This is a genomic window from Alcaligenes phenolicus (assembly GCF_032063905.1).
Classification (GTDB): domain Bacteria; phylum Pseudomonadota; class Gammaproteobacteria; order Burkholderiales; family Burkholderiaceae_B; genus Alcaligenes; species Alcaligenes phenolicus.
Genome location: NZ_DAMBOE010000010.1, coordinates 169214 through 191677 on the forward strand (window position 1 = coordinate 169214; position 22464 = coordinate 191677).

A 22464-nucleotide genomic window follows, 5' to 3' on the forward strand; every position below is an offset into this window, starting at 1 on the left:
GTCGGCGGCAGTGTAAGCGGGAGAGACAAGACAAGTTGCAGAAATAGCCCCTTGACTCCCCTCCCCGTACCTCAATTTCAAACGCGGGCCGCTCGAATCAAGATCATCGACGTGGTACCTGCATCAGTTCCTTGCCCGCCTCGTCATAGGCGATGACCGCCTTGTCCTCAACCGTAAACTCCATCAAGTCACGGCCAGCTACAACCGGGCCTTGATAAGAACTGCGCGTGCGCTCCAGCAAGACTTGCTCAGTGATCTTCGCTCCACCCTCAGGCGAATAAAACACGATATGCGTATAGGCTCCCAACAACGGTTTGCTCTCGGCAAAGACCTGCCCAACCTGCTCCGGTGTTGCAAAATGCTTGAGCGTTTCATTCAAGATAGGGCGGACTTTCAAAAACGCCGGATCAATCAGGGCCACGGAATGCACAAATACATCTGCATTGGCGGCCGCATCAATCAGGCGCTTGTCATACATCGCATCCCCAGAGATCGCTACCTTCTTGTCTTCGTACTCCACAATAAAGCCAAAGGCAGGAATCACCTCGCCACCATGATCAACCTCTACCGCTGTCACGGTAACCCCATTCTTGCTGTAGACCATCCCGCCCTTTTCAAACTCCTGGGTCACAAAGGTCACGCCCTCCACCGGCAGACCCTGATCCTCCACGCGGATACGAATGTCCTCGTCATACGCCTTGGGCAGGTAATCCGTCATGGTCTTGGTCCCCTTGGGACCATATATCTGCAAAGGCACTGTCCGGCCTGGCCAAGGGCGACCAAACCAGCCCGTCAGCCATAAGTCTGGCAAACCTACGGTGTGATCCGAGTGCAAATGCGTGAAGAAATGCGCCGTAATGGAATTGGGCACAACGCCTTTCTGAAATAGCCGCGTCGCCACCCCGCGCCCCGTATCAAACAGCAGAGTTTCTCCGCCCGCCTGTACCAACGTTGCCGGGCCTGCTCGATCCGCATACGGTGCAGGCGTACCCGTGCCCAATAGAGTCACCTTCATCGTGCCAGCCTGACTGACCGCCTCTGCACCTTAAAGTCAACACGCCAAGCTCCACGCTGGTTCGCCTGCCCTGCCTGATGGACGCTTGCAGCACCTCATGAGCAGGGATTACGTGGCAACGCCGTTCCGGCAAGCGACTTACCAATACTTACATGGTTTCAGTATGCTTATATCGCAGCACAAGGGCCCGAACCTGATAGAGCAGCGTTAGTATGGATTGACCTGAAACACAACCCAAACAGGCACAAAAAAAGCACTTAGTTTTACCTAAGTGCTTGATTCGACTAGCAAAAGAAATGGTGGGTGCTGAGGGGTTCGAACCCCCGACCTACGCCTTGTAAGGGATTAGATATTTCTTTTATATCAACTACATACAGAAACCATCAACCATCAAACCATCTACACTATGCTGACCTGCAGATTGTGGCGTTAGGACGACGATTAGCAACTGAATAGATTATCGGACTAATTATTACTGCCGCAATCGTCCAATTCTACTCCGCTTTCAGCTCTCCCAGCTTGCTCCGTTGTAGCGCTGCCAGGTGCCATCCATCGAAATCTTGTACGGAATCCCCTTCTCTTCCAAGAGCTTTAAGAGGCTTTCTGCATGATGTGGCGCGATGTTTTGGTAAATCATCACCCCCGGTGACTTTTCACTGGGAATGCAAGCCTCGTTGGTACTCGCTACAAGGGATACATACGTAGGGGTCAGATGGCCAGCGTTAATCTCAAAATGCATATCAGCCTCCATTATTATCTTCGTGATGCAAGATCAGTGCACCACCCAGACTATAGCTAATGCAGTCAAAGCTGGGACAGCCATTATATTTCGATCGAAATAATTTTCTGGATAATTTAACGACCCGTTGGCATACTGTGGCCTCTATTTACTTGCGGGAGGTTTCATGAGCACGTTCAAGGTCGGCGATGTAGTCCAATTGAAAAGTGGTGGCCCTGAAATGACAGTTATTGACAAGAGCCAAGAAGGCAGCGACGTAAAGTGCATGTGGTTTGTGATTGACAACAGGGCCAGGACTCAGTCAATTCCGGCTCTCGCCCTTATGGCGGTAGAGTTAACAAACCCTTAAATAGACCGCCCTCCGGGCGGTTTTCTGCATTTGGCGTTTGAGATAAGTTAGAGAGCAAAGTCGCACAAACAAACAGCCGTTGTTGTCATTTTATATTTTGTTTGACCTATGACAATGAATTGTTTATTCTTTCGGCTTATAAACTTATGACACTAACTTTCATCCCACTGGTAGAGCGCCATGACAGATCAGATTGCCCCTGGAAACATTGTCACCTTAAAAAGTGGCGGCCCTAAACTGACGGTAGAGGTAGTTACCTCTGATCATAAAGCCAGCGTTTCTTGGTTCGTCGCTGGTGAATACAATTTAATGACAATTCCAGTCACCGCTCTAGAGCTGGTAAAAGACTAGCTAGTACAACGAGACGCTAACCGCCTTTTGGCGGTTTTTTTGTGTAAAGATTCCCCACCTCTTCTGCTGTATTTACTGCAAACACAACCTCTTCCACGTCTCGGCTTCCACCTCTACATAGCGCACTACCCTGATGGGCGTGGCGTCGATCTCCGCGTCAGATCGCCACTGAAACGGCCGCTGTGCGGCGGCGCAGTAGCTACCGCCCCTCGGCGTCGCGCATCCGCTGACGAGCACGATCACGCACAGCATCATCGTCCAGGCGCTCAATCGTTTCAGCTGCATCTCTCGATACCTCCACGGCGGCCATGTCCGCCTGCTCCTGTTTCTGTTCCGCCTCGCGACGCCCTTCCTGCCGCCCTGCTCGCTTGGCCGTGAGCCAGCCGGCAGCGAGCGCGAGCAAGCCCAGCAAATAGGGCCAAATCTGACCAATAATGACTTCGATCATTCGCCCTCCCATTGAAACTGCGTCTCGCGCCCGCGCTCCAACTTGGCCAGCACCTTAGCCGCCGCTTCGGCTTTTGTGATCTTGCCGTCCTTATTCAGGTCAAGACCCGCATTCTGTCGGTAAGTCGTGGGTCGGCTGGCTTTATCCCACAGCGTCCAGCCATCAGCCTTGCCAATGGCCGCTGGCCAGAGGATCGCCATATACACATCGGCCAGTGTCTTGAGTCGGCCTTTGTAAGGCATGAAATACGCCAACACCCATTCAAGCTGCTGCTCGGCCGTCATCCCCGACAGCACGTCCGTGGTCGTGCCCAGACCACGGGCTGTAGCTGGCATGAACTGGATCAATCCTGTCGCCCCACTGCCAGCGGCGTTCTTAATCGACGGGCTGAATGTCTCCGCTGACTCAAACGCTATGCACGCCATCAGATAGTCTGGCTCCACGCCTAGAATCTGACAGATCTCGAACAGGCGGTCACGGAACGCCTGGGACACTTTTCGTCCCCAAGCAAGCTGACGCAGCGGCTTGGTCTCAACCGGAGTGGGTACAGGCTCCGTTTTCTGCGGACGAAAAAAAAGGGCCAGCAGGCCCGTGATCAAACTCAACAACGACTTCATTCTGTTTTCCCTCCAATCGCACCTTCGCGCAGTTCTGTCATGACTTCAAGCAGGTCAGCCTTTCGCCGCTTGTCGAAAAAGTTGAATGCCCAGCGCACCACGGCCCACCCAGGCAACCCGCATGCGAATGCCAGACCAAGCATGGCCACCAAGCCCACCGGGTTGTTTGCCCAGTGATGCAGCTCGTACTGCTGGATCACAGCGGCACCGCCAGAGATCGACGCCACCACAGTGCTGACTACGCCCACAATCCATTCAGACTGCGTGCGCGGCCGCAAAATACACATCACCACCAGCGTAGCCAAGCCCGCACCGATGGCCCCCATCCCTGCTATTCCTCCCATTGCTTTCCAGACGGCCAGACCAGCCGCCGATGTCCCCGTGCTTGTCGGTTCCAAGTCCTTCCCCTTGTGTAATACGGTCGGCATGGCTGTCTCCCGTGAAGCGCTGCAAAAGCAGCAGACGTAAAAAAAGCCGCTTAGGCGGCCGGGTATTCCCAGATGATTTGGTCGACTGCCGTCTTATCCGGCGCCATTTGGACCTGCTCGGCCAGCGCCGCATTGTGCTGCATCAAACTCAGAATCCGAGCCTTGGCCTCTCGACCAACCTGCTGGATCTGTGTGGCGGTGTGCGGGCGCATGGCCCACTCCCCAGTGGAGTCCGCGCACCAGAACGGCGTTACCCAGTCTGCTGGCAGGTCGGCCAGTAGCGAATCGGTCACGCTACCGGCCAGGTTGAGCTGGTCGGTCTCTTTACTGGGATACAGATGGGGGTGACCCAAGGCAGTGGACTCAAACCCTGCCGTGATAGCCTGCCGACATGCCGCGGACAGGGATGCAATCTTGGCGTCCTTATGCTCTTGCATCTTCAAGGTGGCAGTACGCAGCTTACTGGTATCAATCTTGATGTTCATCGTCTGACTCTATGTGGTGGGTGTCGCCAGGCTCCAAATCGGGGCAAGGCTCTGGGGTCGGTGGTGGAGGCGGTGGACTTTGAGCAGGGAGAGGCACAATGCCGTCCTCGACAATAACCACCGGCTCGGGGAAACACGATGCCAGGTCTGTTTGATCCGCTGCGATATGAAAAAGCAGGCCGTCAATCAAAAATCCGGACTCATCACGTTCAATCGTGGCGCTTGCAAGCAAAGGGTGATCTATCGAGCCAGGCGGCAGCGAATCACCAACAGACATAAAGGACAAGTCCAGAACTTCGCCATTAATTACAAGCGCTTCCCCCAGCCGCTCGACAACCAGGGGCAGAACCTCACCGGACGGGATTTGCGGGTTCAACTTCAAAGTAATAATCATGCTTTCCACCTTCCAATTGCAACTCCGTATGCGGGCAAACCTTCTTTCCATTCAGAACCGCTGGCCAGTTTCCACTGGCACGACGAATTTGTTTTGTTCTCCCCGACCATGCCCCAAATAGGGTGAAGGCTAGTCGTGGCTTCTATGTGTAGGACGTAGTTATCAAGATTTATAAAAGCCATGGGAAAGGTCCAAGTGCTACTAGCGCTCACCCAAAGACTTCCCGATGTGCCATCTATCCACTTTGACGTCATAGGGGGGGACCAGCAAATCAGAGTCCCGTCCGCGTATTTTGCCCACTTCCCATTTGCATTAAAGCCTGTCTCGATTACTGAGCCAGCCGCGATAGAGCCAACAATATTTTTATCGTGGACCAGCTTGCACGCATCCCGGAACGTCTTTTGGCCAGACACTGCACCGTTCATATAGAAATTATCGGAGTAGGGGTCGGTTGAGAGTCGCAGGCCAGCGTTCTGGTTGCTGCTGTAGGGCATATCCAGGAAGAAAGAACCGCCACCCCAGGTTGGCACGGGCGAAGCTGCGTAGTACCAGCCAAACGGGTTAACGCTATCGAGCCCGTTTGGCGGGGTGACAGTCCCGCCTCCTAGTCCGAAATCGGTGACATTAAGGACGGTAGACCAGGCGCGGTATGCACTGGAACGTCGTGCCCGATGCAGCAGCAATCCATTGACGGAAATATAAATTTGCCCGCCAGCACTTCCCGCCTGCCTGTGCCAGACGATACCGTCTTCAGTGGTCGGCCTATCTGCTATTGAACCGTTAACGTAATACATGCCAGACGGCACGTTCACATCATTGAGCGAAGCAGACGGCCACTTGTCGTAATCATTAGATACTCCGACGCTTCCCAGGCCAAATTGGCCCACCTGCAGATACTCGCGCCATGCAGAATAATTTCCGGAAGTGCGAGCCCGTACAATTAGCTGACCATACCCCCATACTACTATCTGACTACCCGCAGTTCCTGCTTGACGGTGCCATATTACTGCATTGTTGTTACCGATCTCTGGAGGCCGGTCAGCAATGTTAGGGGGCAGCAGATAAATGCCGGCCGGCACATTCAGATTATTCAAAGAAGCGGACGGCCACACATCATAACTACTCCCCGCCTCTACACTACCCAGGCCAAACGACTTCCCAACAGCAAGTAGCTTACCGACTGTATTGTCATTCGGACTTGATTGCACATTTAGGCCCAGCCCGTAGGGCGTCAAAGCCTTTGTCTTGCTGGTGCGCGCCGTCGCCTCCGCATCTGATGCCAGGCCGTACTCGTTGAGTAATTGCGCGGCGCGGTCGGCCAGCTCCTTCACGTACCCCTGCATTGGCGCCAGCGCATACTGCTGGCCGGTGGCGGTCGTTCCTCGGTACGGTTTGGTCAGCGTCAGCGACGTGTTCGAGGCAATGTTCAGCACCTCATACAAACGGCCATCCGGGGCAACGAATGCCTCCCCCCGACGCGCGCCGGCGAGCCACTGCGTGCCTACGCCCGTCACGGTGGCGCTGTTCGCGGTGACGTTGACCGTCCCTGTGTCATACCAGGCCATTGTCGCCCTCCTGTTCGTCAGGATGCCCCTGGCCAGCCGACTGTACAGGTTCGCCTGCCGGGTCCACGTCGGCCCGCTGCTGCACGCCGGCAGCCAGGATGTCGATCAGGCTGCGGATCATGCCACCGGCGAGCTCCGGCGTGATTCGGTTGCCCATGTTGTTCTCGAATACCTGGGCGATGGAGTGATGAATGTTCATGGCGTTCCCATAAAAAAAGCCGCGCTAGGCGGCTGGATACTTTTGTTTGACGGCCCGGCATTGGGCCACCCACTGCTCAACATCGGGCGGTAGTCGCTGGCCCTGCTCCTGCAAATGCTGGGCCAGCTTGTAGACCGCATCGAGCTGATCCCCGATGTCGGGGTACTCAGCCCGTCGGCGCTCGGCGTGATTATTCGGCTGGTGGTGGATTTTCAACGTTGAACCTCCCATCAAGATACGGCCAGCGCGTGACCGTGACCTCATACATGCCTGGATACTGGAACGACAGCTCCACGTCGCCGCCCTCTTCGCACTCGTACTGCTCACCCTCAATGATGATGGTGCTGCCGGGACGAACTCCGCGCAGGACTAGACCGTCTATTACGACTGGGCACGCCTGACGCTGGCGCGCCTCGCCACCGTAGAACCACCATGAGTCATCCAGCTGCCCTTCTGCCCATTGCCCAGGCCAGCTCTGCAACGTAGGCTGCACGACGAACGCATCAGGCCCCGACACAACCGCATGAAATCGTCCCTCGCGGTTGAACAATGAAACTGTTCTCATCTATCACCTCATAGCTATCAGCGCGACCATCGACGCAGCGGGGAACACCGTATTTCCGCCCAGACTGGGTTTCTGTCGCATCGTAATCGAATGCGGACCGGCAGCCAGCCAGCCCTTGAATGTTGCCGACCCGCCTGTCGATAACACGGAGTTCAGGTCGCGTACAGAGGCAACCCGCGCAATGATGTAGCCCCCGTTGTCGTACCAGATATCGCTGAATGCATCTCGCGCTCCGCTGCCATTAAAAATCGTGAATGGCTCAACGTTTGCGATCAACGTGATATCAGCCGCGTACGGCAGGTAGAAGGCCAGATTGACAGCCCTCTCGACTAGAACATAACCGGGCGAAAAATATGGTGCGGTGACCGATGCGTGAATCGTGACTGCATTCCCCGCCAGCTTGAGCGTTTCAACCTGTGCATCACCGATCTTCGCGGACGATATGGCGGCGTCTCGGATTTTTGCATTCGTGATCGCTGCATTCTCGATTTGGGCCTCTCCAATGGCGGCACCCTGGATCTTGGCCCGCGAAATTGCGGCGTCCGCAATTTTCGCCTCGCCGATCGACGCATTCCCAATCAGAGCGGAATTCAAGATGCTCGTCCCACCCTGAACGGAAAACACCGTCGTCGGGCTACCGTTGACCGCGTGCATGACAGCGAACCGATCGGCCAGGACCGCGAACGTAGACTGCATCACGCCCGATTCGTTGGTCAGGTCCAGGCCCACGCCGGCAACGTATTTCACCCCATTCTGATTCGTTTGCAGCTTCAGGCCCCAGGAGGCGGCGATTCTGCCATCCAGCTCGACCAGAGACCGCATGATCTCCTCAACGGCGGCAGAGTCCTGTCCGATCACAGCTGTCAGGGTAGTGATCGACTCTGCCAGGGCACGGTTCTCGTCAGCCTGCACGCTCTTGAACTCGGACAGATTGGCCTGCGTCTGCCACTGGTTGAGCACACTCTCCAGGTACGCATCCTCGTCAGACTGCAACCGTTTCACCTCGGCGTTCAGAACGAGCTGGTTGGTGGCCTGCGCCTCCTGCTTGCCCTCAATGCTGGTGACCCGGCTGTTCGTGTCGTTCAGCGCGCCTGCCGTGGCGGCCAAGCCCGTGCTCGGGTCGTTGACCGTGTTCTGCAACGCCGTCAGATCCTGCCCCTGAGACGTGATCGTGTTGCCCTGCTGGGTGACTGTGCCGCTCAAGCTGGTAACGGACTGGGCTGTGGCAACCTCCTCGGGGTTGATGTCGGCGCCCTGCGCTACCCGTGTGACGCGGTAGCCCTGGATCTCAGCCCAGCCTGCCGTATTGATGTGGTTAATGGCGAACCCGAACCGAACGCCTGTGAACCCATGCTCCAAAAAAACAGGGTTCGCTTTGTACAGAAAATCAACGAGATGCCACTGCCCATCAGCAGGAACCTGAGCAGTAACATCAACAGCGCTGTAGTTGGCCTGTACTCCTGAGTCCCCATCTGTCGTTTTGCGGTACTTGTAGGTAATCCGCATAGTTCCGTCAGAGTTAGCAGACCGCCGCATCCACGCTCTAATCCGGTACTGATCTGCAATAGGCAGGGTTGTTTTGCTGAAATTAAAATTTCGTTCGGTAGACGTCCAACGGAATACCGTCGGAGAAACAACCCCGTCAGAGATCGTCGCGAAATTGCCCGACAGGTCTGGCTGGCTGGTATAGTAGCTATACCAGCTGTCGGGGTTGGCCATCATGTAATCGGGCAGTAGCGAGTCACTATCAAGGCCAGCGGCCAGCCGGGCATCAATCTTCGTCACGCTCTCGCCCTGGGCCATCAGGCCCTGCTCCGTCGCCGTCACCCGGTTCGTTAAGGCCTGAACTGTGCTGGCGTCGGCCTTCTGACTCGCAATGGCCTGGGCAGCGTCGGCGGCCGCTTTCGCAACAGCCGCAGCCGCGGCCGCATCCGTTGCCGCTTTATCTGTGACGGCCACCCACGCCGAGCCATTCCAGCGCTTAGGCGTATTCGCATTGCCCGCGGTATCGATCCACAGGTTTTGAGCCAGGCGCTTAGCGGCGGGCGGGGCCGTGCTGCTGAAAATCACTTCGCCTTTAGCGCCAGCCGCATCCGCTGCGGCGGCGGCAGCTTGCTGAGCAGCGACCGCCTTGGCGTCGGCATTCGTGACGCTCGCGCCTAACTGCGTGATGCTGCTGGCCTGACTGTCCAGCTGGCCCTCGGTGGCCGCGACTCGCGTGCCCAGCGAGCTGACAGCCGTCGCCAGCCCCTGCTGGGCCTGGTCAAGCCCATCGACGCGGCTGGACAGCGCAGTCGTGGCCTCAGACAGGGATTGCAGGCCGTCCTGCAATTGGCCAACCTGAGTCCGCATGGACTGCACTGCCGACCCCAGAGCGCCCAGGCCCGTTTCAGGATTGTTGACCTGACCGGCGACCGTGCTGATCTGCTCGGCGTTGGCCTGAATCAGGCCCTCGGCATTCTCCACACGGCTGATCGTCTCCTGCGCCTGCACGGCGAGCGCGGCCAGGCCGTCCGCGATCGAGGCGTAATCACCGATCAGCTCCCAGTGTGCAGCATCCGATACAGGCGTTCCGGCCGGTACGGCCTTTTTGGCGCGGTACATTTTGCCGTCGGCAAACACCACCGTGCCCACCGCATACGCGACGGCCGGATCCCACTCGCCCGCGCTCAGCAACTCCTGGACCTGGCCGTTGATCTCGTCTACCCGACCATTCAGCTCGCCCAGATCGACGCTGATCTCGTCCACCGCATCACGGATGTTCGGAATGTCCCGGATGTCGCCCATGATCAGCTCGCCCAGGCCGCCGGCGACGATCTCCTCGGTGATCAGACCTTGGATCAGGTCAATATCCGTGCTTGCCTCACCCAGAACACCCGGTTTATCGGGTGATGGATGCCAAGGCCCTGGTGTGCCGTTCTCATCAACCAAACGGCCCCAGAACCAGAACTTGGCACCCGGCACGAGCTTGAGCAAGGTGCCGCGATCTGTCGGCCAGGCAAAATGCCCCATTAAAGCGGCATCGTCAAACCTATCGCTCACACTGAACCGGATTTCCGTGTGTCGCAAAGCATTACGTGTTCCGGGAAAGGTCCAAAAAACATTAATCCCAGAAAGAAGGCTCTCGGTAGACAGCCCAGTTAAGGCGGGAGGAGCCCCAATCAACCCATCATAATCATCCCACCCATCCGTCCAGTTGGATGTCGCGCCTAGTCCACTTACAGCGCGGGCCTGATATTGGTAGGTAATCCCGTCTTCAAGAACTGCAGTAAAAGACGTACCCAGTGCGTCGCCAGCAACCGCTGGATTCCAAATCCACTCCCCGCCTGGCGCACGGTAGCGGGTTTCTATACGTCCACCCTCCCGCACGTAAGGCTGCGGGTGAAGCCCCCAGGACAGGTCAACCCGAACGGTTGCCTTCCCATCAGTCAATGATTGCGGCTTCTGAGGCGAAACAGCAAAGCCAGAAACAGGAGCAATATTCCACAGATAACTCGTATCGGGCACAGGAGTCGGATCAGTGGGCAAGAACGTATCCGGATCGAGCTGCCAAATATTGGGCCGGATCTCTTGGAGTGTTAGTTTGAACGTACCGTCCCAATTATCAATGCGGTTGACGACCTGGAATGTTCGCCCCTCGTACTGCGGTCGATTCGATAACTGCAAGCGCAAGGTGTCCAGGACCGAAATATCTTCTCCGACACCGAGCACCGTGATCTCGCCAGCAAACGCCGGCCGCGCTGACTCCAGCATCACTCCCATCAAGTAAGCTGCATGCCTTTCATCGGTCGTAGCCGGCAACGAAATATCAAGCGGTGACTCGGCCCCATCATCAGAGATATACCTTTCATTGCGAATGGGGCGAGGGCTGGACTCCAACCAGTTCCGAGCAGCATTCACAAATGTCGAAGTCACGATATTGGCAGGCGCATCATCCTGCCCGGACTTATCCATGACGATGTCTTTATCGCCAACCACATCATCATCTGTAATCGTTATCGTGGCGGTACGAAAGGCGCCTGCAAAAATACGATACTTGCCCGCTGTAAACACATACTCACCAGCCATGGACGACATGACAATATTGAGGTTGTCTACGGGCGGATTGGCGGTATCCAGAAGTGTGTGACACTCGTAACGCCGGATGGAGTCATAACCATCTCCATCCAGCTTGCGCACGATAATCCACTCATCACAGATATTGGCCGCCATGGAAACATAGGGCCAATCAATCCATGACTCAGGGATACCCATCCCACCTCGACCACGAGGCAGCGTCATCCACCACGCTGCAATGAGAGCCGGGTTAGCCGTGTATGCCGGATACGTGTTTGTACGCGGGTCGAAGAAACGATGCCCACCTACCCAGCCACCCTTGAGGACAGCCCCCATCTGAGGCGCGCCCGAGTGATAAATATCCTCATCCCACAGGTTCAACGTCCGTAGATAAGCCACCCCACGCAAGCGATGATCCTCAAGCGTCCAGAGCGGCGTCTCAACATCATCCCAGCCGCTGGTAAATTGGTTAGGGTCACCATCCTTATAAATCACACGCAGCTTTTCAGCTTCGTACGTCTTATAGATAATCAGAATACGGCCGCCCTTCTCGGACGTGGATTCAAATTCGACCGTCGTACCGGTCACAGTCACGGGCCCGAAACTAGTCGGAGATCTATCCCCAATGAACCAGTTCACTGGTTTAACGCTGTCGGCCAGAATTTCTTCACCTAGGTCGATGGACACCGTGCTCGTGCCTTGAGGGACAAAATGAGTGCGGGTCTTCCCTACTTGCTTGCGATTGCCATATTTTTCACCGGGAAATTGTGCGGGCGTCACATACTCGTCTCCGACGTAATACCCGACCAGCTCGCATTTGTTTCCAGCCAAGGCCAACACGGAGTCCAAGGCAGTATTGTCTTGGCCGTTGGCTTCGATATGCATGAGCGTGCCACCGACTCGCACCGTTCCCAGCACATACTGACGCGTAGAGACACCTGAACGAACCGTCACATGCCGATCTTTCAAGCTGTTGTTGTAAGCATCGCGCTGAGCACGCTCTTGCGCTCTGGCTTTTCTGCGCGCTTGGCTCTGCTGATAAGCACCCAGCGCAAGCGACAAGGCCACCGTCGCAACGAACTTCATCACGGCCGCTTTGGTCAACGCTGCAGCAATCGCCGCTCCCACTGCTGGCATATTTACACCTCGAACACAGTTTCAACTTCCGACATGGGTCGAAATACCAAGCCATCTTGTCCTGGGCCACACCAGTACCCATTGCCCACTACGACCCCAAAAGTTTCACGACCTTCAAGGTCAACCAGGACTAGATCACCTCGCTGGGCTAGGCCGGGGTGCTTCTGGGGCAGAGATGCCACGAAGCCGCGCATGCCACCGGCTTTCTCGATCCGAGCGGCCGCGTCGCGCGCAGATTTATAACCACGCAGCCCAGAGGCCAAATCAACCCCTGTCATCTCCAGCACCGCGTCAGCAGCCAGCAACGCACAATCTTGCTCACCCCATGAAAAAACCCGCTCGCGGCGGGTTTCTATAAAGGTGGCCAGTTTCTCAGGCCAATCAGGACGTCGTTTCATCATTTCATCAACGCCTCTTTGGTCGGCCATACAACGGTCTTATCCTCAAGCTGGTCGGCATACTCAGCCCCTCTATCACCTGGATAGAGGCGCTGCTGATCAGCATTATTCAATCGTAGCGGGGCTGGACGCTGTAGTTCCGCTTCGTAATGCTCAGCCAGAACAGCAACCGTACACGTATCATTTGTCTCTTGAATCGGCATGCTCCGAATGCGCCCCACGAACTGGACAACAGGCGCACCAATAAGCACCCCATCCTCAGGATTGATATATGCCTTCAGAACCCGGACAAGTCGGCCTCGATAGGGTTCGTCAGCGGCCAGAGCCATTATCGAAACATCCAAGCCAGCCATTGTGAGCTTTATCCCTTCAAAAGATTTGGATGACTCATGCGCCGCATCAATCTTCAGTAACTGACCAGTACGCTGATATGTCACTCCGCCATGGGTTAGGTCCCATGGAGACAATGCCAAGGACAAAAGCCCAGCCTTGAAATGCAGCTCCACCAGGGCGATCGCCATACGATGTGCGGCAGAGGCCGCAGAAAGCTGTGCTGTACTGAGACCTCGACTCATATCCAGTCCTCAACCAACTCAATTGAAAACCCAGGACGAGAGCGCCCACCTTTATAGGGAAACTTCACTGCATCCTGTTCCTTCAAAATCCAAAGAACATGGGGACTGTCCCACACTACGGAAGTATTCACAGCCAACGACTGTCGTACAGCAGGATTTACGGCAACCGTTAGGTGTCCTGCTACCGGCGTGACATCATCCTCTACCATAAACAACTGTCCCGCTACTCCAATAAAGTCGCCAGCTCTCAAGGAGCCATTACAATCCTTCAACTTTATGACTCCAGCACCACTGGTCGCCACTTCCGCCACGCGAGGAGCTCCACGCAAAGTACCGTTTGGAACAGGCCGCCCAAAGTGGGGTGCGGACAAACGATTGGCACCTCCGCGCAGACTGGTGATTAAAGCCTCCACTTTGGGGCGATCCAACCACTCAGCCGAGTTTGGGAAGGTCAAAGTCATTTCCCATGATGCCCCTGGCATCTCGAACGTACTGTATTTACCAGACCGTGATCGGGTTCTTTGAACGTCCTGCTGCAAACCGACATCTACAGACTCAGGAACAACCCCTGGTGGCCATACTTTTACTTTCATGACAAACCCAGAAAAAAACACCTAAAAGAGGTATTAGATCTCTACTCGGCCTCGGCGCAGCTCTTCAAAAATAGTGCCCATAAGTTGAGCATCACGTTCATCTAAAGCAGCGTTCAGCGCAGCTACATCAGTTCCAGGGGCTGCATTGACAGTTGAGTTAATCACTACACCAGGCTCCTGGCGAGGCCGATTCGGAGAACTGGAAGATAACGAAATCGGTAGGGATGGCTTTCCGCCCAAACCGCCTAAAGAGTGTCCAGGACCACGGAGCGCCTGCCGGAGACGATTGAACCCAGACTCACCCCCTATCGCCCTCATGTCATCTTGATTGAGTACCCCCTCTCCTTTATGCACAATGCCAGCTGGCTCATACCGCCCTCCTTCACCTGTGTAGCCACCAACACTAAACCCAGAAAACGTACCAATCCCCGTCAGGCCGCTGGCCGCCCCTCCACCAACTGGCATCACTGCACCCCACGTTGCGCCAGCTAAACTTCCTTCGGTAAGGTTGGTGCCGGCCGTCCCCGCACCAAACAGTGCGCCAATTCCAGCGCTGAGCAATCCAGCGAGCGGCCCCGTGACGTTCTGCTGAATGGCGATACGCATCATGTCACTGATGATGGAGTCGGCCAGACTCTTAAAGTCCATCTTCCCTGTTCGAACAAACTGCACCAACGCCCCCTCCATACCAGAGAAGACGTTAGAAACCATGTTCCCAACGGACTCAAAGAGGTTCGCAGCCTGATCCGCATAGTTTTGAAGTGCGCTACTTGCGCCTAGGCTCCAATCACCCTGCAGCTTTTTCAACTGAGCATAGTGATCCCGCACCATGATCAGTTCTTCGTGTAGCGATTCTTGAATCGCCTTCAGCTCATCCTGGCTTAAGCCATGTGGTGAATTTTGCCGATCACGAATGATCTGCCGGTATCGCTCCTCTACAGAAGAAAGCGCCTCGATAACGCCGTTTGCCCAGTCGCCCTTCCCAAAGGCGTCAAGCTCACGCATGAACTCACGCTGCGTGACGCTTTGCTCCTCCCTTAGTGTCTTAAGGGTTTTCTCCAGATCAATTTGACGTTGCTTATCATCAAGTTGCTTGGCAAGCCTCTTGGCCTCTTCCTCCATAGACCCCTTGTGAAATTTGACCGCCCCCGAAGAAATGTTTGCCAGCAACTTTTCGTATTCGGTCTCTTTACCAAGCAGAGCCAGGCGTTCCTTCATCTGCTTCAGCAGGCGCTCGCCCTCGTCCTGCTTCTTAGAGCCTGCGCCCTTTCTGGTCAGTTTGGTATTGGCTGCAATGTTGTCCTGTATGGCCTTAACTCTGGCCAGTGCTTTTTCTTGAGCCTCTGCCCCTTTTTTCTCCCCAAGCTCATCAGCATCAAGAGCCGCCCGTATAGGACTCACGCCCAACGCAATCAAGCGGGCATATTCAGCAGCACTCGCAATGTTGGCTACTAATTGGACCTCCTGGGCTACTAAGGCGGATAGCAGTGCTTTCGCTCCCTCTTGAGCCTTAGCATCTTTATCTGCGGTGGCTTTCTGCAGCTTATTCGCCGTCTCGGCCATTCCTGCCAAAACGCCAGCCAAAGCAGCCTGCTCGTCCGTCGCCCCACGAAGCTTTGCTCTATATTCCTCGGCCTGCTGCGCACTCATCCCGATTACTGCCAGACTTTCGGTCAGGCCTGTAATCAACTTGCTGAAATCTGCCTCAGCCATCCCCTTAAACGAGTCTGACAATGCAGTAATCCCGGAGGCACTATCCACCAACCCGGCAGCCTTTCGCTTGAGATCCTCGACATTCTCCCCTGCCTGAGCAAGGCTTTGCACCGCACGCTCCAGCGTTTTTATAACCTCCGCTGGAACAATGCCCTTCAATCCATCCAATGAAGACCTTAATCGCTCAGACTTTACCGCTGCTGTCTCGGTCGAGGCTGCAATGTCATTGAGCCCTGACAAAAATCCACGAATAGCATTTGTACCCGCTAGCGGGCTTTCTGCCATTACCCAATTCAACTCCCGCTTAATCTCCTTAGCAGCCTCTTTCGCTTTGGCTCCTTCTTCCTCTATCTCCTTCTCGATAGATAAAATCATGCCGTTCCGCTGCGTAGCGTTCAGCTTGGCAAAATCTTCCTCTAGCTCTTTCAGAGGGCGCTTCGCAGCATTGATTGACCTAATCGAACTCTCGGTTGCATTGCCCCAATTCATCCATGCAATCGCACCAGCGCTCAGGGCCAGAGTCACCAAGCCTGCAGGACCACCTACTAACGACATCGCAGCGCTCGCTGTTCGCGCTGCCATCGCCATTGCGCCGTAGGCAATCACCGCTGTCTGACTCGTGCCAGCAATCCCTGCCGAAAGCGCGATTAATGAACGCTGCTGCGCAATCGATGCCGTTGTGGTCACCCACAATGCCTTAGCCGCCTCGTACTGAGCTCCGACAAACCGTGCTGCGTGAACCGCGGCCACCAGACCAACAGCCGTGGCCAACAAATCAAAGTTCTGTGCCAGGAAATCAATACCAGCGGCGAGCGTAGCCGTCACACCGATTGCTTCGTTATTCTTGCCAAGGAACTCCGTTGCAACGGCGGCCAGACGGCCAAAGGCGTCCCGCACCGTCGTGGGCATCAACTCAACTTGCTTGATGACCTCAGCATTCCCTTCGACCAGCGCCTTTGCCAAGTCCTTGGCGGTCAGTTTCCCCTCTGCCCCAAGGCGACGAATCTCAGCTGCACTGCGCCCCATGGACTGCGCCAGCAGATCCACAATCGAGGGCATCGTGCTCAGAATCGTGCCCCAGCCGTTGGCATCCAGCTTGCCCTTCTGCATCGCAGTAGAAAGGGCACCAATGGCGGACTTACCTTTCTCAGCGCTGGCTGCGTTCGTCACCAGCAGGCCGGAGAAGGTATCGATTGCATCAATCGATTGGTCGAGCGACAGCCCCAACTCCCGCAAGGGGGGAGACATATTGATAAAGCCCTCACGGGTTTCAGCGAGCGAGCGGTACGTGACAGCAGCAGACTTTGCCAACCGCTCCTGGGCGTGACCAAACTCTTCAGCACTGCGCGTGGCCATCTCCACTCGGCTCGCATACTGTCCCCATTCGTCCGCTGTATCAATCAGCTTCATAATGGAGAAGCCAGCCGCTACACCTTTGACCAGGCCCCGCACTTCCTCCAGGGCGCTGACAGCCCCTTTTGTCGAAGAGGCGTAGTCACGGTTGGCCGCTTTGGCCTGTCCCATAGCCTTTTCAACAACCGCACCAAAATTGCTGGCGGCCATTGCCCCAGACGCAAAGGTCTGCTGGAGCTGGGAGGCGTTACCCTTGAGCGTTACGCCAATAACTCGATCTGTCATACCCGCTACTCATAAAAAACAGATAGGGCCGCTCGTTCCATATCCTTGAGATATCGAAACACTCGGGCACGCTTGCGCCTGGGAAACCCCAAAAGACGTAAAGTCGATTCAATTTCTGTGGAAGGCAGACCGAAGTAGAGAAGATCCCCCATCGGGGGAATGACTACGGTCCAACAGCTAGACAAGTGAAGGAAAGCCTCAACAACCGCTTCGTTTTCAGGCCACACTTCATAGTCGGTGCGCTCTTCTTGCTGAACGCGTTGAATCACTGCATCAGGCGCACCGGCTGCTTTGAGTGCCTCAAGCACCAGAGCATCAGGCTCAAAGTCATCAGACTTCGAGCGCCAGCCTTTTGCCCAGTGACGAGCGGCCTCAATTAGTTTTTTGCGCGGGCCCCAATGTGTGCACTAAAAAAGCCGTCAAACAACGGCTGATGAAACTCGGGATACTCCGTGAGCAGATCGGCTAAAGCCTCGTGCGAGAACGCCAGGTCTTTGCCGTCCTCGCCTTTAACGCCAACCCAGCCACACACATGGGCCTTGAAAAAGTCCTCGTCGGCGACATAGGGCCATTCTTTCGGCTTACCACCTTCTTCAGCGATTGGCTCCAGACCGGCATTTTTTCGTGCCAAGTTACGAGCAGCCGCAATAAGGCCTTGCAGCTCAGGCCGTTTCGAGCGCTTGTACTGCGCGATAAATTCCAGCTTTTGCGTTTTACCTTTCTCGTCATAGACAGAGATGGACACGGGGTAACCCACCACAGGGCGCTGGGCGATTTTGAAACTCATGATGACCTCGGAATGAAAGTAGGTTTACGAGACGACGATCTTGATATCGTCATTGCCCTGGCCAGGCTGCAGGCTCATGTTCATACCGAGCATGGCCACGTTGTCGGCTTCGGAGTACGAAGGTTCACTCAGTTGCGCACCAGGTGCGCTGAGGGTGACGATGTTGCCTGGCTGCGTGCCATGTGTGATCGAAAGCGGCTGCAGGACGGCGTTTCGTACCATTTCAGGCCAGTTCAGGTCTGCAATTTTGGGCAATTCCAGCGAGATTTGACCGGTGGGCTGACGGTCGGTAATTTCTGCGCCTTCGCAGCTAATCAGGGAGCGCCAAACCAGTGAGTTGGCCAGATCCAAATTCAAGGACTGCAAGCAACCGCTGTACCCGCCCAGGCTCCACTGTGGAGTGTTCTTTTTGTTCACACCCAGCGGAGTCTGGAAAGCACTGAAGTCCACATCAGTGGGCGCGGCTTGATCGGTAATCGGGTGGTACACGCCCATAAATCGGAAGCGCATGAACGGAATGCCTTTGGCACTGATATCAAAGGACACTGTACCCCGCGCATCAGTGATCTTGTGGAACAAGCCATCAAGGTAGTAATGCAACGTCAGCATCTCGAAATCGTCAGACACCGGCGTGTAGACCACTTCTGCGTCTTCAACAACTTCAGCAAATCCGCAGCCTCGCAACAGGCCGCCCCATGCAGGGGCCTTGCCTGGCGTACCCGAACCGGCCAACTCCACTTCGCCCTCGATCTGCGTGTACACCGTAGTCACGATTTGACCCGCGTTGCCCATATAGGGACGCAGCAAGGCACGCTCTACGGTTTCTGTGCTCAACGGTGTGGCCGTAAGATTGCGCAGCAGAATCGAATCTGTTGCGCCGGTCGGTACCGCCTCTGTACCTGCTGCAGTCTGCAGCTTGGCCATCAACAGTGTTTTCTTGGCAGACTTAGCCATGAACTACCCCTTTTGAGTTGGCGTCAGCACGCAGTCTTTACACGTTTCCGTGTACTGGACCCGCTTCAGAACGCCAGTTTGCTTGTTGCGAACGTAGCTCCCACCACGGCCAGGACTCTGAGCTGCTGCCACAGGCCCGGCCGCATGCACCGAATCTGGAGGCAACACTTCAGCCTCCCGCTCAGCCACGGGACTTGTTTCTTTCATGATTGCTCCTACTCGCTGAGAGAGTCGTCAGCGGTTTGGTAATAGAACAGGTAGCGCTTTGTGATCACCTGCCGCTCCAGATCGCCATTGGCGTAGCGCGGCTCATCGGTGCGCAGCTCTTGGACCTGCACAAGGCCTGGGCCAGAAAAACTCATCACAATGGGATGGGCTGCCCCAAAGATCGACTCCGACAAATCAAGCCCGTTATCACCTGCTGTATGCACCAGTAGGTGGATCTCACGAATCCGGTTTACGCGGGGCGTCGCCCCCTCGGTCACCGTTTCCGAGCCGGGCTGGACAGTGATAACCCTGTCCTGGACAAATGTATGGGCGCGTACAGGCGAGTCTTCTACCTTGGCAGGGAACCCAGGCGCGGCGCGCAGTGCGGCTCGCACGCCTTCGACATACAACTGAACTCGTGTTTTCACTTGATGATCCCCAGCTCTGCTCTGGTCCAGTAGCCGTCACCTTGGACCAACGGCTCCTGCTTCACGCGGAAGTCCTGAAACTGCCCCTTGGAGACTTCCACTCGCAGCACTTCGGCATACTCAAGTGCAGGTTGTAAATCGGATGTGGTGAACTCAATCGAGTACTCAGTGGTGTGAACATCGCCGTCAAGAACAATCTGCTGTGGGCGATCAAAGCGAGCCTGAAACGGCTTACTTGCGGGCTGTCCGTCGACCAGGCGAACAACGGTTTGACGCATGCCCGCCTGGTCGAAAGCCCGATCAAAGACCGAGTTGTCCCACATATCAGGCTCGCAGCAGCTTGATAATGGCCTTAGGTCGAGTAGAGATATGCAATGGGTTGGACTGACTTTCAATCTCCAATCCCTTACCCATCCGCAAGGGCTCCACACGGCTGTAGTACGGCAAGCCGTCTGTATTCACAGTTTCCATGTAATCGGCAGGTGCGAATCGTGTGATGAAGAAATCGGGCACGCCCTCAGGGAAAGCGTAGGCCTCGTCATCACCCACAAACGGTTTGCCAGCTACACGACCACGATAGCGCTCGAAAGTAATACCGCCGAGTTCAAAACTGTCAGGCGCTTTGCCGCGCAGCTCAGCCGCCTGCTGAGTATTCAGAAATGTCTCGCGCACGCTTTTGTGCTCGATCAGTGAGTTCCAGAAATTTTTGCCGCACAGGGCCCGAGCTCCCTGCATCGGCGCGGCACCTAAAGCTTCTTCAATCTTGTCCAACACGTCGGAACACTTAGTGCGTACGATGGTGCCGGCAGTACCGAGCTCCATGTTGTACTCGGCCTGAGTGATGCCAAACGTATCGTAAATATCCAAAAGGACCGTCTTGCCATCGGAATCGAGAATTTTCCCCTTAATGGCACCTAAGCGATGGTGCTCATGGGTCATATCCAGCTGAAGACGGTGTTTCTTCAAGTATTTCTGTACACGCGACTCTGCCGTCTCCAGCTCGGACTCGGAGCCGAACGCACGAATCCCTTGGATCTCGTCGGCCATCATGGTCGAGCGCTCTGGCAAGTGCACCGTGTTGATTGGGATAATCCGTCGACCCGCCAAAGTCACGGACGAACCGTCACTACCGCGCGGCTTGGCAGCGACCAACCCGACAGTCTGACCGTCATACTCGATTTGTGCGACAACCGTCGGAATGCCCTCTTCCGCGAACAGGCCCAGAGCGCCGATGCGGCCAGGCACATAAGGGGTCTCGTTAATAGCAGCGGTCAGGTTAGGGACGGAGAACGCCTCATCCTGAAAAATATTGATATTTGCCATTACGGCTCCTGAAAATAAATAAAGACCGCTAGGCGGCCTGGAGTTTGTTTGCGATAGGTTGAAGTTAGTTGCGAACGATCACGCCGACTTCTTGCAAGTCCGTGGTCGCATCAGCATCCAGGCCAAAAAGCAGCTCACCAGCCACCTCAGCATCGCGCCGAATAACCACCACAGCCTGGGGTTCATCGGATGCGGGGACATTGGCATACAACACCCCGACCGCTTTGACAGGGGAGTCCGGCTCATCGCCCTTACCCGCAAATGGCACGTAGCGGCCATCAGCGTTCAATGCCAGGATTTGGCCGGCATAGATCGCGGTTGCAGTAGGTGCCATCTCTCCCGTCTCGCGAGAGCGGGAACCATTGGCTTCTGACAGCAGGAAATCTGCCGTACGGGGTTTCTGTTCAATAAAAGGCATGTGATTACTCCTGGTTATGCGGAGAGGGCTTTACGCTTGGCGTAGATCGCCTGAGGATTCGGCCCGCTCCGCTCCGGGACCGATGAACTATGGGAGGGCTGGTCGCGCTGCAAATTGCTGATATCAATTGAGTCCGCCGCAGTCACTACATGCTCAAAAAGTCGAGCACGCACCTGCTCGACCGACAAACCTGCTGACACGAACTCTGTCGCCTTGTCCTGCAGCTTGACCGATGCACACAAGACAGCGATTTGTTCTGCGGCTTCTAGGCGAGCGGTTGCCGCGTCTGCGCCCCCCAGCCCACCCGACAACAAAACAGCCTCAGCCAATTGAGGGATTCCGCGCTCACGACTTTGCGCATAGATCTTGGCAGCAAGAGTTGCTGCATCCTGAGGGGCTGGAGGCGTTAGTTCTGGTTCTGCGGCAGCATTAGCCGCCGCCAAAAGCTGAGTTCTTAGCGCAGCAGGAACATCCCTCATGCGATCCAAGGCGTCTTCAATGTTCGCGGATGCAACCAGCTTTACAGGCTCTTCAATAGCCGTGCAAAACCCTAGTGCCTGCGCATCTAGAGCGGTCATCCACGTTGTTGCATCCATCATTTCAACGACACTTTCTTCTGACTGACCGCTTCGGCGATATGCGGACACAATGCCTTCCCGAACCTTATCCATCATCTCTGCCGTATCGCGCAGATCATCTGCGGTACCTGCCGCAATCGTCCAGGCGTTATGCACCATTAGCGTGGCGTTCTCAGGCATGATCCGCTCGTCACCCGCCATAAATATCAATGAAGCCGCCGAAGCGGCCACGCCATCTACTCGGGTTTCCACCGGCAGCTCATGGCGCATTAGCTCGTTAAAGATTGCATTTGCAGCAAACACATCACCACCAAGACTATTGATCGGCACAACAATTTTGCTTGCGCCGACAACAGCCGCGGCCAGTTCTTCGCAGAACTGATTGGCGGTTTTCCCCCAAGGACCAATTTCATCGTAGATGCGCACCTGAGCGACTTTCTTCTGACCCGCTCCCTTTGCTTTGATTGAGTACCATTTTTTAGCCATATCGGCTCCTAAAAGTTA

General features: G+C 55.6%; 25 protein-coding genes. 2 read left to right on the forward strand and 23 right to left on the reverse strand.

What is annotated here, in order from left to right; genetic code table 11:
• Positions 1 to 103: 103 nt before the first annotated feature.
• Both U2949_RS18125 and U2949_RS18130 read right to left on the reverse strand, forming a co-directional pair.
• Positions 104 to 1015, reverse strand: coding sequence for an MBL fold metallo-hydrolase (locus tag U2949_RS18125; protein ID WP_321289203.1), 912 nt, complete (start codon positions 1013 to 1015; stop codon positions 104 to 106).
• 505 nt (positions 1016 to 1520) lie between these two features.
• Positions 1521 to 1754, reverse strand: coding sequence for a hypothetical protein (locus U2949_RS18130; RefSeq protein ID WP_321289205.1), 234 nt, complete (start codon positions 1752 to 1754; stop codon positions 1521 to 1523).
• A gap of 166 nt (positions 1755 to 1920) precedes the next feature.
• Here U2949_RS18130 and U2949_RS18745 point away from each other — a divergent pair, with 166 nt between their 5' ends.
• Together U2949_RS18745 and U2949_RS18135 are read left to right on the forward strand one after the other, a co-directional pair.
• Positions 1921 to 2103 (forward strand): YodC family protein, encoded by a 183-nt coding sequence (locus U2949_RS18745; protein WP_035267762.1) that lies wholly within the window; start codon positions 1921 to 1923, stop codon positions 2101 to 2103.
• Between the two features lie 180 nt (positions 2104 to 2283).
• Positions 2284 to 2454, forward strand: coding sequence for a DUF2158 domain-containing protein (locus tag U2949_RS18135; protein ID WP_221079897.1), 171 nt, complete (start codon positions 2284 to 2286; stop codon positions 2452 to 2454).
• 199 nt (positions 2455 to 2653) lie between these two features.
• Here the strand turns inward: U2949_RS18135 and U2949_RS18140 are convergent, their stop codons facing one another.
• The 21 genes from U2949_RS18140 to U2949_RS18235 form a co-directional block, all read right to left on the reverse strand.
• Entirely contained in the window at positions 2654 to 2902 is a 249-nt protein-coding gene (locus tag U2949_RS18140) for a hypothetical protein (RefSeq protein WP_321289209.1), read from the reverse strand.
• On the reverse strand, positions 2899 to 3519 hold the full coding sequence (locus U2949_RS18145; RefSeq protein ID WP_321289211.1) for a transglycosylase SLT domain-containing protein: 621 nt from the start codon (positions 3517 to 3519) through the stop codon (positions 2899 to 2901). The genes U2949_RS18140 and U2949_RS18145 overlap by 4 nt, the downstream gene beginning before the upstream one ends.
• The gene (locus tag U2949_RS18150; protein ID WP_258307787.1) at positions 3516 to 3917 is read right to left on the reverse strand and encodes a hypothetical protein; all 402 of its coding nucleotides are present in this window, start codon (positions 3915 to 3917) and stop codon (positions 3516 to 3518) included. Before U2949_RS18150 ends, U2949_RS18145 begins: the two co-directional genes overlap by 4 nt.
• Positions 3918 to 3997: 80 nt before the next feature.
• Positions 3998 to 4432, reverse strand: coding sequence for a DUF4376 domain-containing protein (locus U2949_RS18155; protein WP_321289215.1), 435 nt, complete (start codon positions 4430 to 4432; stop codon positions 3998 to 4000).
• Positions 4416 to 4826 carry a hypothetical protein gene (locus tag U2949_RS18160; RefSeq protein WP_321289217.1) on the reverse strand — a complete coding sequence of 137 codons (411 nt, stop codon included), beginning with the start codon at positions 4824 to 4826 and terminating at the stop codon, positions 4416 to 4418. The genes U2949_RS18155 and U2949_RS18160 overlap by 17 nt, the downstream gene beginning before the upstream one ends.
• Entirely contained in the window at positions 4823 to 6391 is a 1569-nt protein-coding gene (locus tag U2949_RS18165; RefSeq protein WP_321289219.1) for a hypothetical protein, read from the reverse strand. Before U2949_RS18165 ends, U2949_RS18160 begins: the two co-directional genes overlap by 4 nt.
• The gene (locus tag U2949_RS18170; protein ID WP_321289221.1) at positions 6378 to 6590 is read right to left on the reverse strand and encodes a hypothetical protein; all 213 of its coding nucleotides are present in this window, start codon (positions 6588 to 6590) and stop codon (positions 6378 to 6380) included. The genes U2949_RS18165 and U2949_RS18170 overlap by 14 nt, the downstream gene beginning before the upstream one ends.
• A gap of 24 nt (positions 6591 to 6614) precedes the next feature.
• Complete coding sequence (locus tag U2949_RS18175; protein WP_321289223.1) at positions 6615 to 6806, reverse strand: hypothetical protein; 192 nt, start codon at positions 6804 to 6806, stop codon at positions 6615 to 6617.
• Positions 6781 to 7155, reverse strand: coding sequence for a hypothetical protein (locus U2949_RS18180; RefSeq protein ID WP_321289225.1), 375 nt, complete (start codon positions 7153 to 7155; stop codon positions 6781 to 6783). Before U2949_RS18180 ends, U2949_RS18175 begins: the two co-directional genes overlap by 26 nt.
• 3 nt (positions 7156 to 7158) lie before the next feature.
• Positions 7159 to 12348: a phage tail protein gene (locus U2949_RS18185; RefSeq protein WP_321289227.1), complete on the reverse strand. Its 5190-nt coding sequence runs from the start codon at positions 12346 to 12348 to the stop codon at positions 7159 to 7161.
• Between the two features lie 2 nt (positions 12349 to 12350).
• Complete coding sequence (locus tag U2949_RS18190; RefSeq protein ID WP_321289229.1) at positions 12351 to 12749, reverse strand: DUF6950 family protein; 399 nt, start codon at positions 12747 to 12749, stop codon at positions 12351 to 12353.
• The gene (locus U2949_RS18195; protein WP_222668344.1) at positions 12746 to 13321 is read right to left on the reverse strand and encodes a hypothetical protein; all 576 of its coding nucleotides are present in this window, start codon (positions 13319 to 13321) and stop codon (positions 12746 to 12748) included. Before U2949_RS18195 ends, U2949_RS18190 begins: the two co-directional genes overlap by 4 nt.
• A gap of 626 nt (positions 13322 to 13947) precedes the next feature.
• Positions 13948 to 17265, reverse strand: coding sequence for a phage tail tape measure protein (locus U2949_RS18200; RefSeq protein WP_321289230.1), 3318 nt, complete (start codon positions 17263 to 17265; stop codon positions 13948 to 13950).
• A 5-nt stretch (positions 17266 to 17270) separates the two neighbouring features.
• The gene (locus U2949_RS18750) at positions 17271 to 17573 is read right to left on the reverse strand and encodes a DUF1799 domain-containing protein (protein ID WP_222653334.1); all 303 of its coding nucleotides are present in this window, start codon (positions 17571 to 17573) and stop codon (positions 17271 to 17273) included.
• Between the two features lie 68 nt (positions 17574 to 17641).
• Positions 17642 to 18052 carry a phage tail assembly chaperone gene (locus U2949_RS18205; RefSeq protein WP_321289233.1) on the reverse strand — a complete coding sequence of 137 codons (411 nt, stop codon included), beginning with the start codon at positions 18050 to 18052 and terminating at the stop codon, positions 17642 to 17644.
• 24 nt (positions 18053 to 18076) lie between these two features.
• Positions 18077 to 19006 carry a phage tail tube protein gene (locus U2949_RS18210; protein WP_009459047.1) on the reverse strand — a complete coding sequence of 310 codons (930 nt, stop codon included), beginning with the start codon at positions 19004 to 19006 and terminating at the stop codon, positions 18077 to 18079.
• Between the two features lie 215 nt (positions 19007 to 19221).
• Entirely contained in the window at positions 19222 to 19641 is a 420-nt protein-coding gene (locus tag U2949_RS18215) for a hypothetical protein (protein ID WP_321289235.1), read from the reverse strand.
• The gene (locus U2949_RS18220; RefSeq protein WP_321289237.1) at positions 19638 to 19964 is read right to left on the reverse strand and encodes a head-tail joining protein; all 327 of its coding nucleotides are present in this window, start codon (positions 19962 to 19964) and stop codon (positions 19638 to 19640) included. Before U2949_RS18220 ends, U2949_RS18215 begins: the two co-directional genes overlap by 4 nt.
• A gap of 1 nt (position 19965) precedes the next feature.
• The gene (locus U2949_RS18225) at positions 19966 to 20964 is read right to left on the reverse strand and encodes a major capsid protein (protein ID WP_009459039.1); all 999 of its coding nucleotides are present in this window, start codon (positions 20962 to 20964) and stop codon (positions 19966 to 19968) included.
• A gap of 64 nt (positions 20965 to 21028) precedes the next feature.
• Positions 21029 to 21382: a head decoration protein gene (locus tag U2949_RS18230; protein WP_321289240.1), complete on the reverse strand. Its 354-nt coding sequence runs from the start codon at positions 21380 to 21382 to the stop codon at positions 21029 to 21031.
• 14 nt (positions 21383 to 21396) lie between these two features.
• On the reverse strand, positions 21397 to 22446 hold the full coding sequence (locus U2949_RS18235; protein WP_021446719.1) for a head maturation protease, ClpP-related: 1050 nt from the start codon (positions 22444 to 22446) through the stop codon (positions 21397 to 21399).
• Positions 22447 to 22464 lie beyond the last annotated feature (18 nt).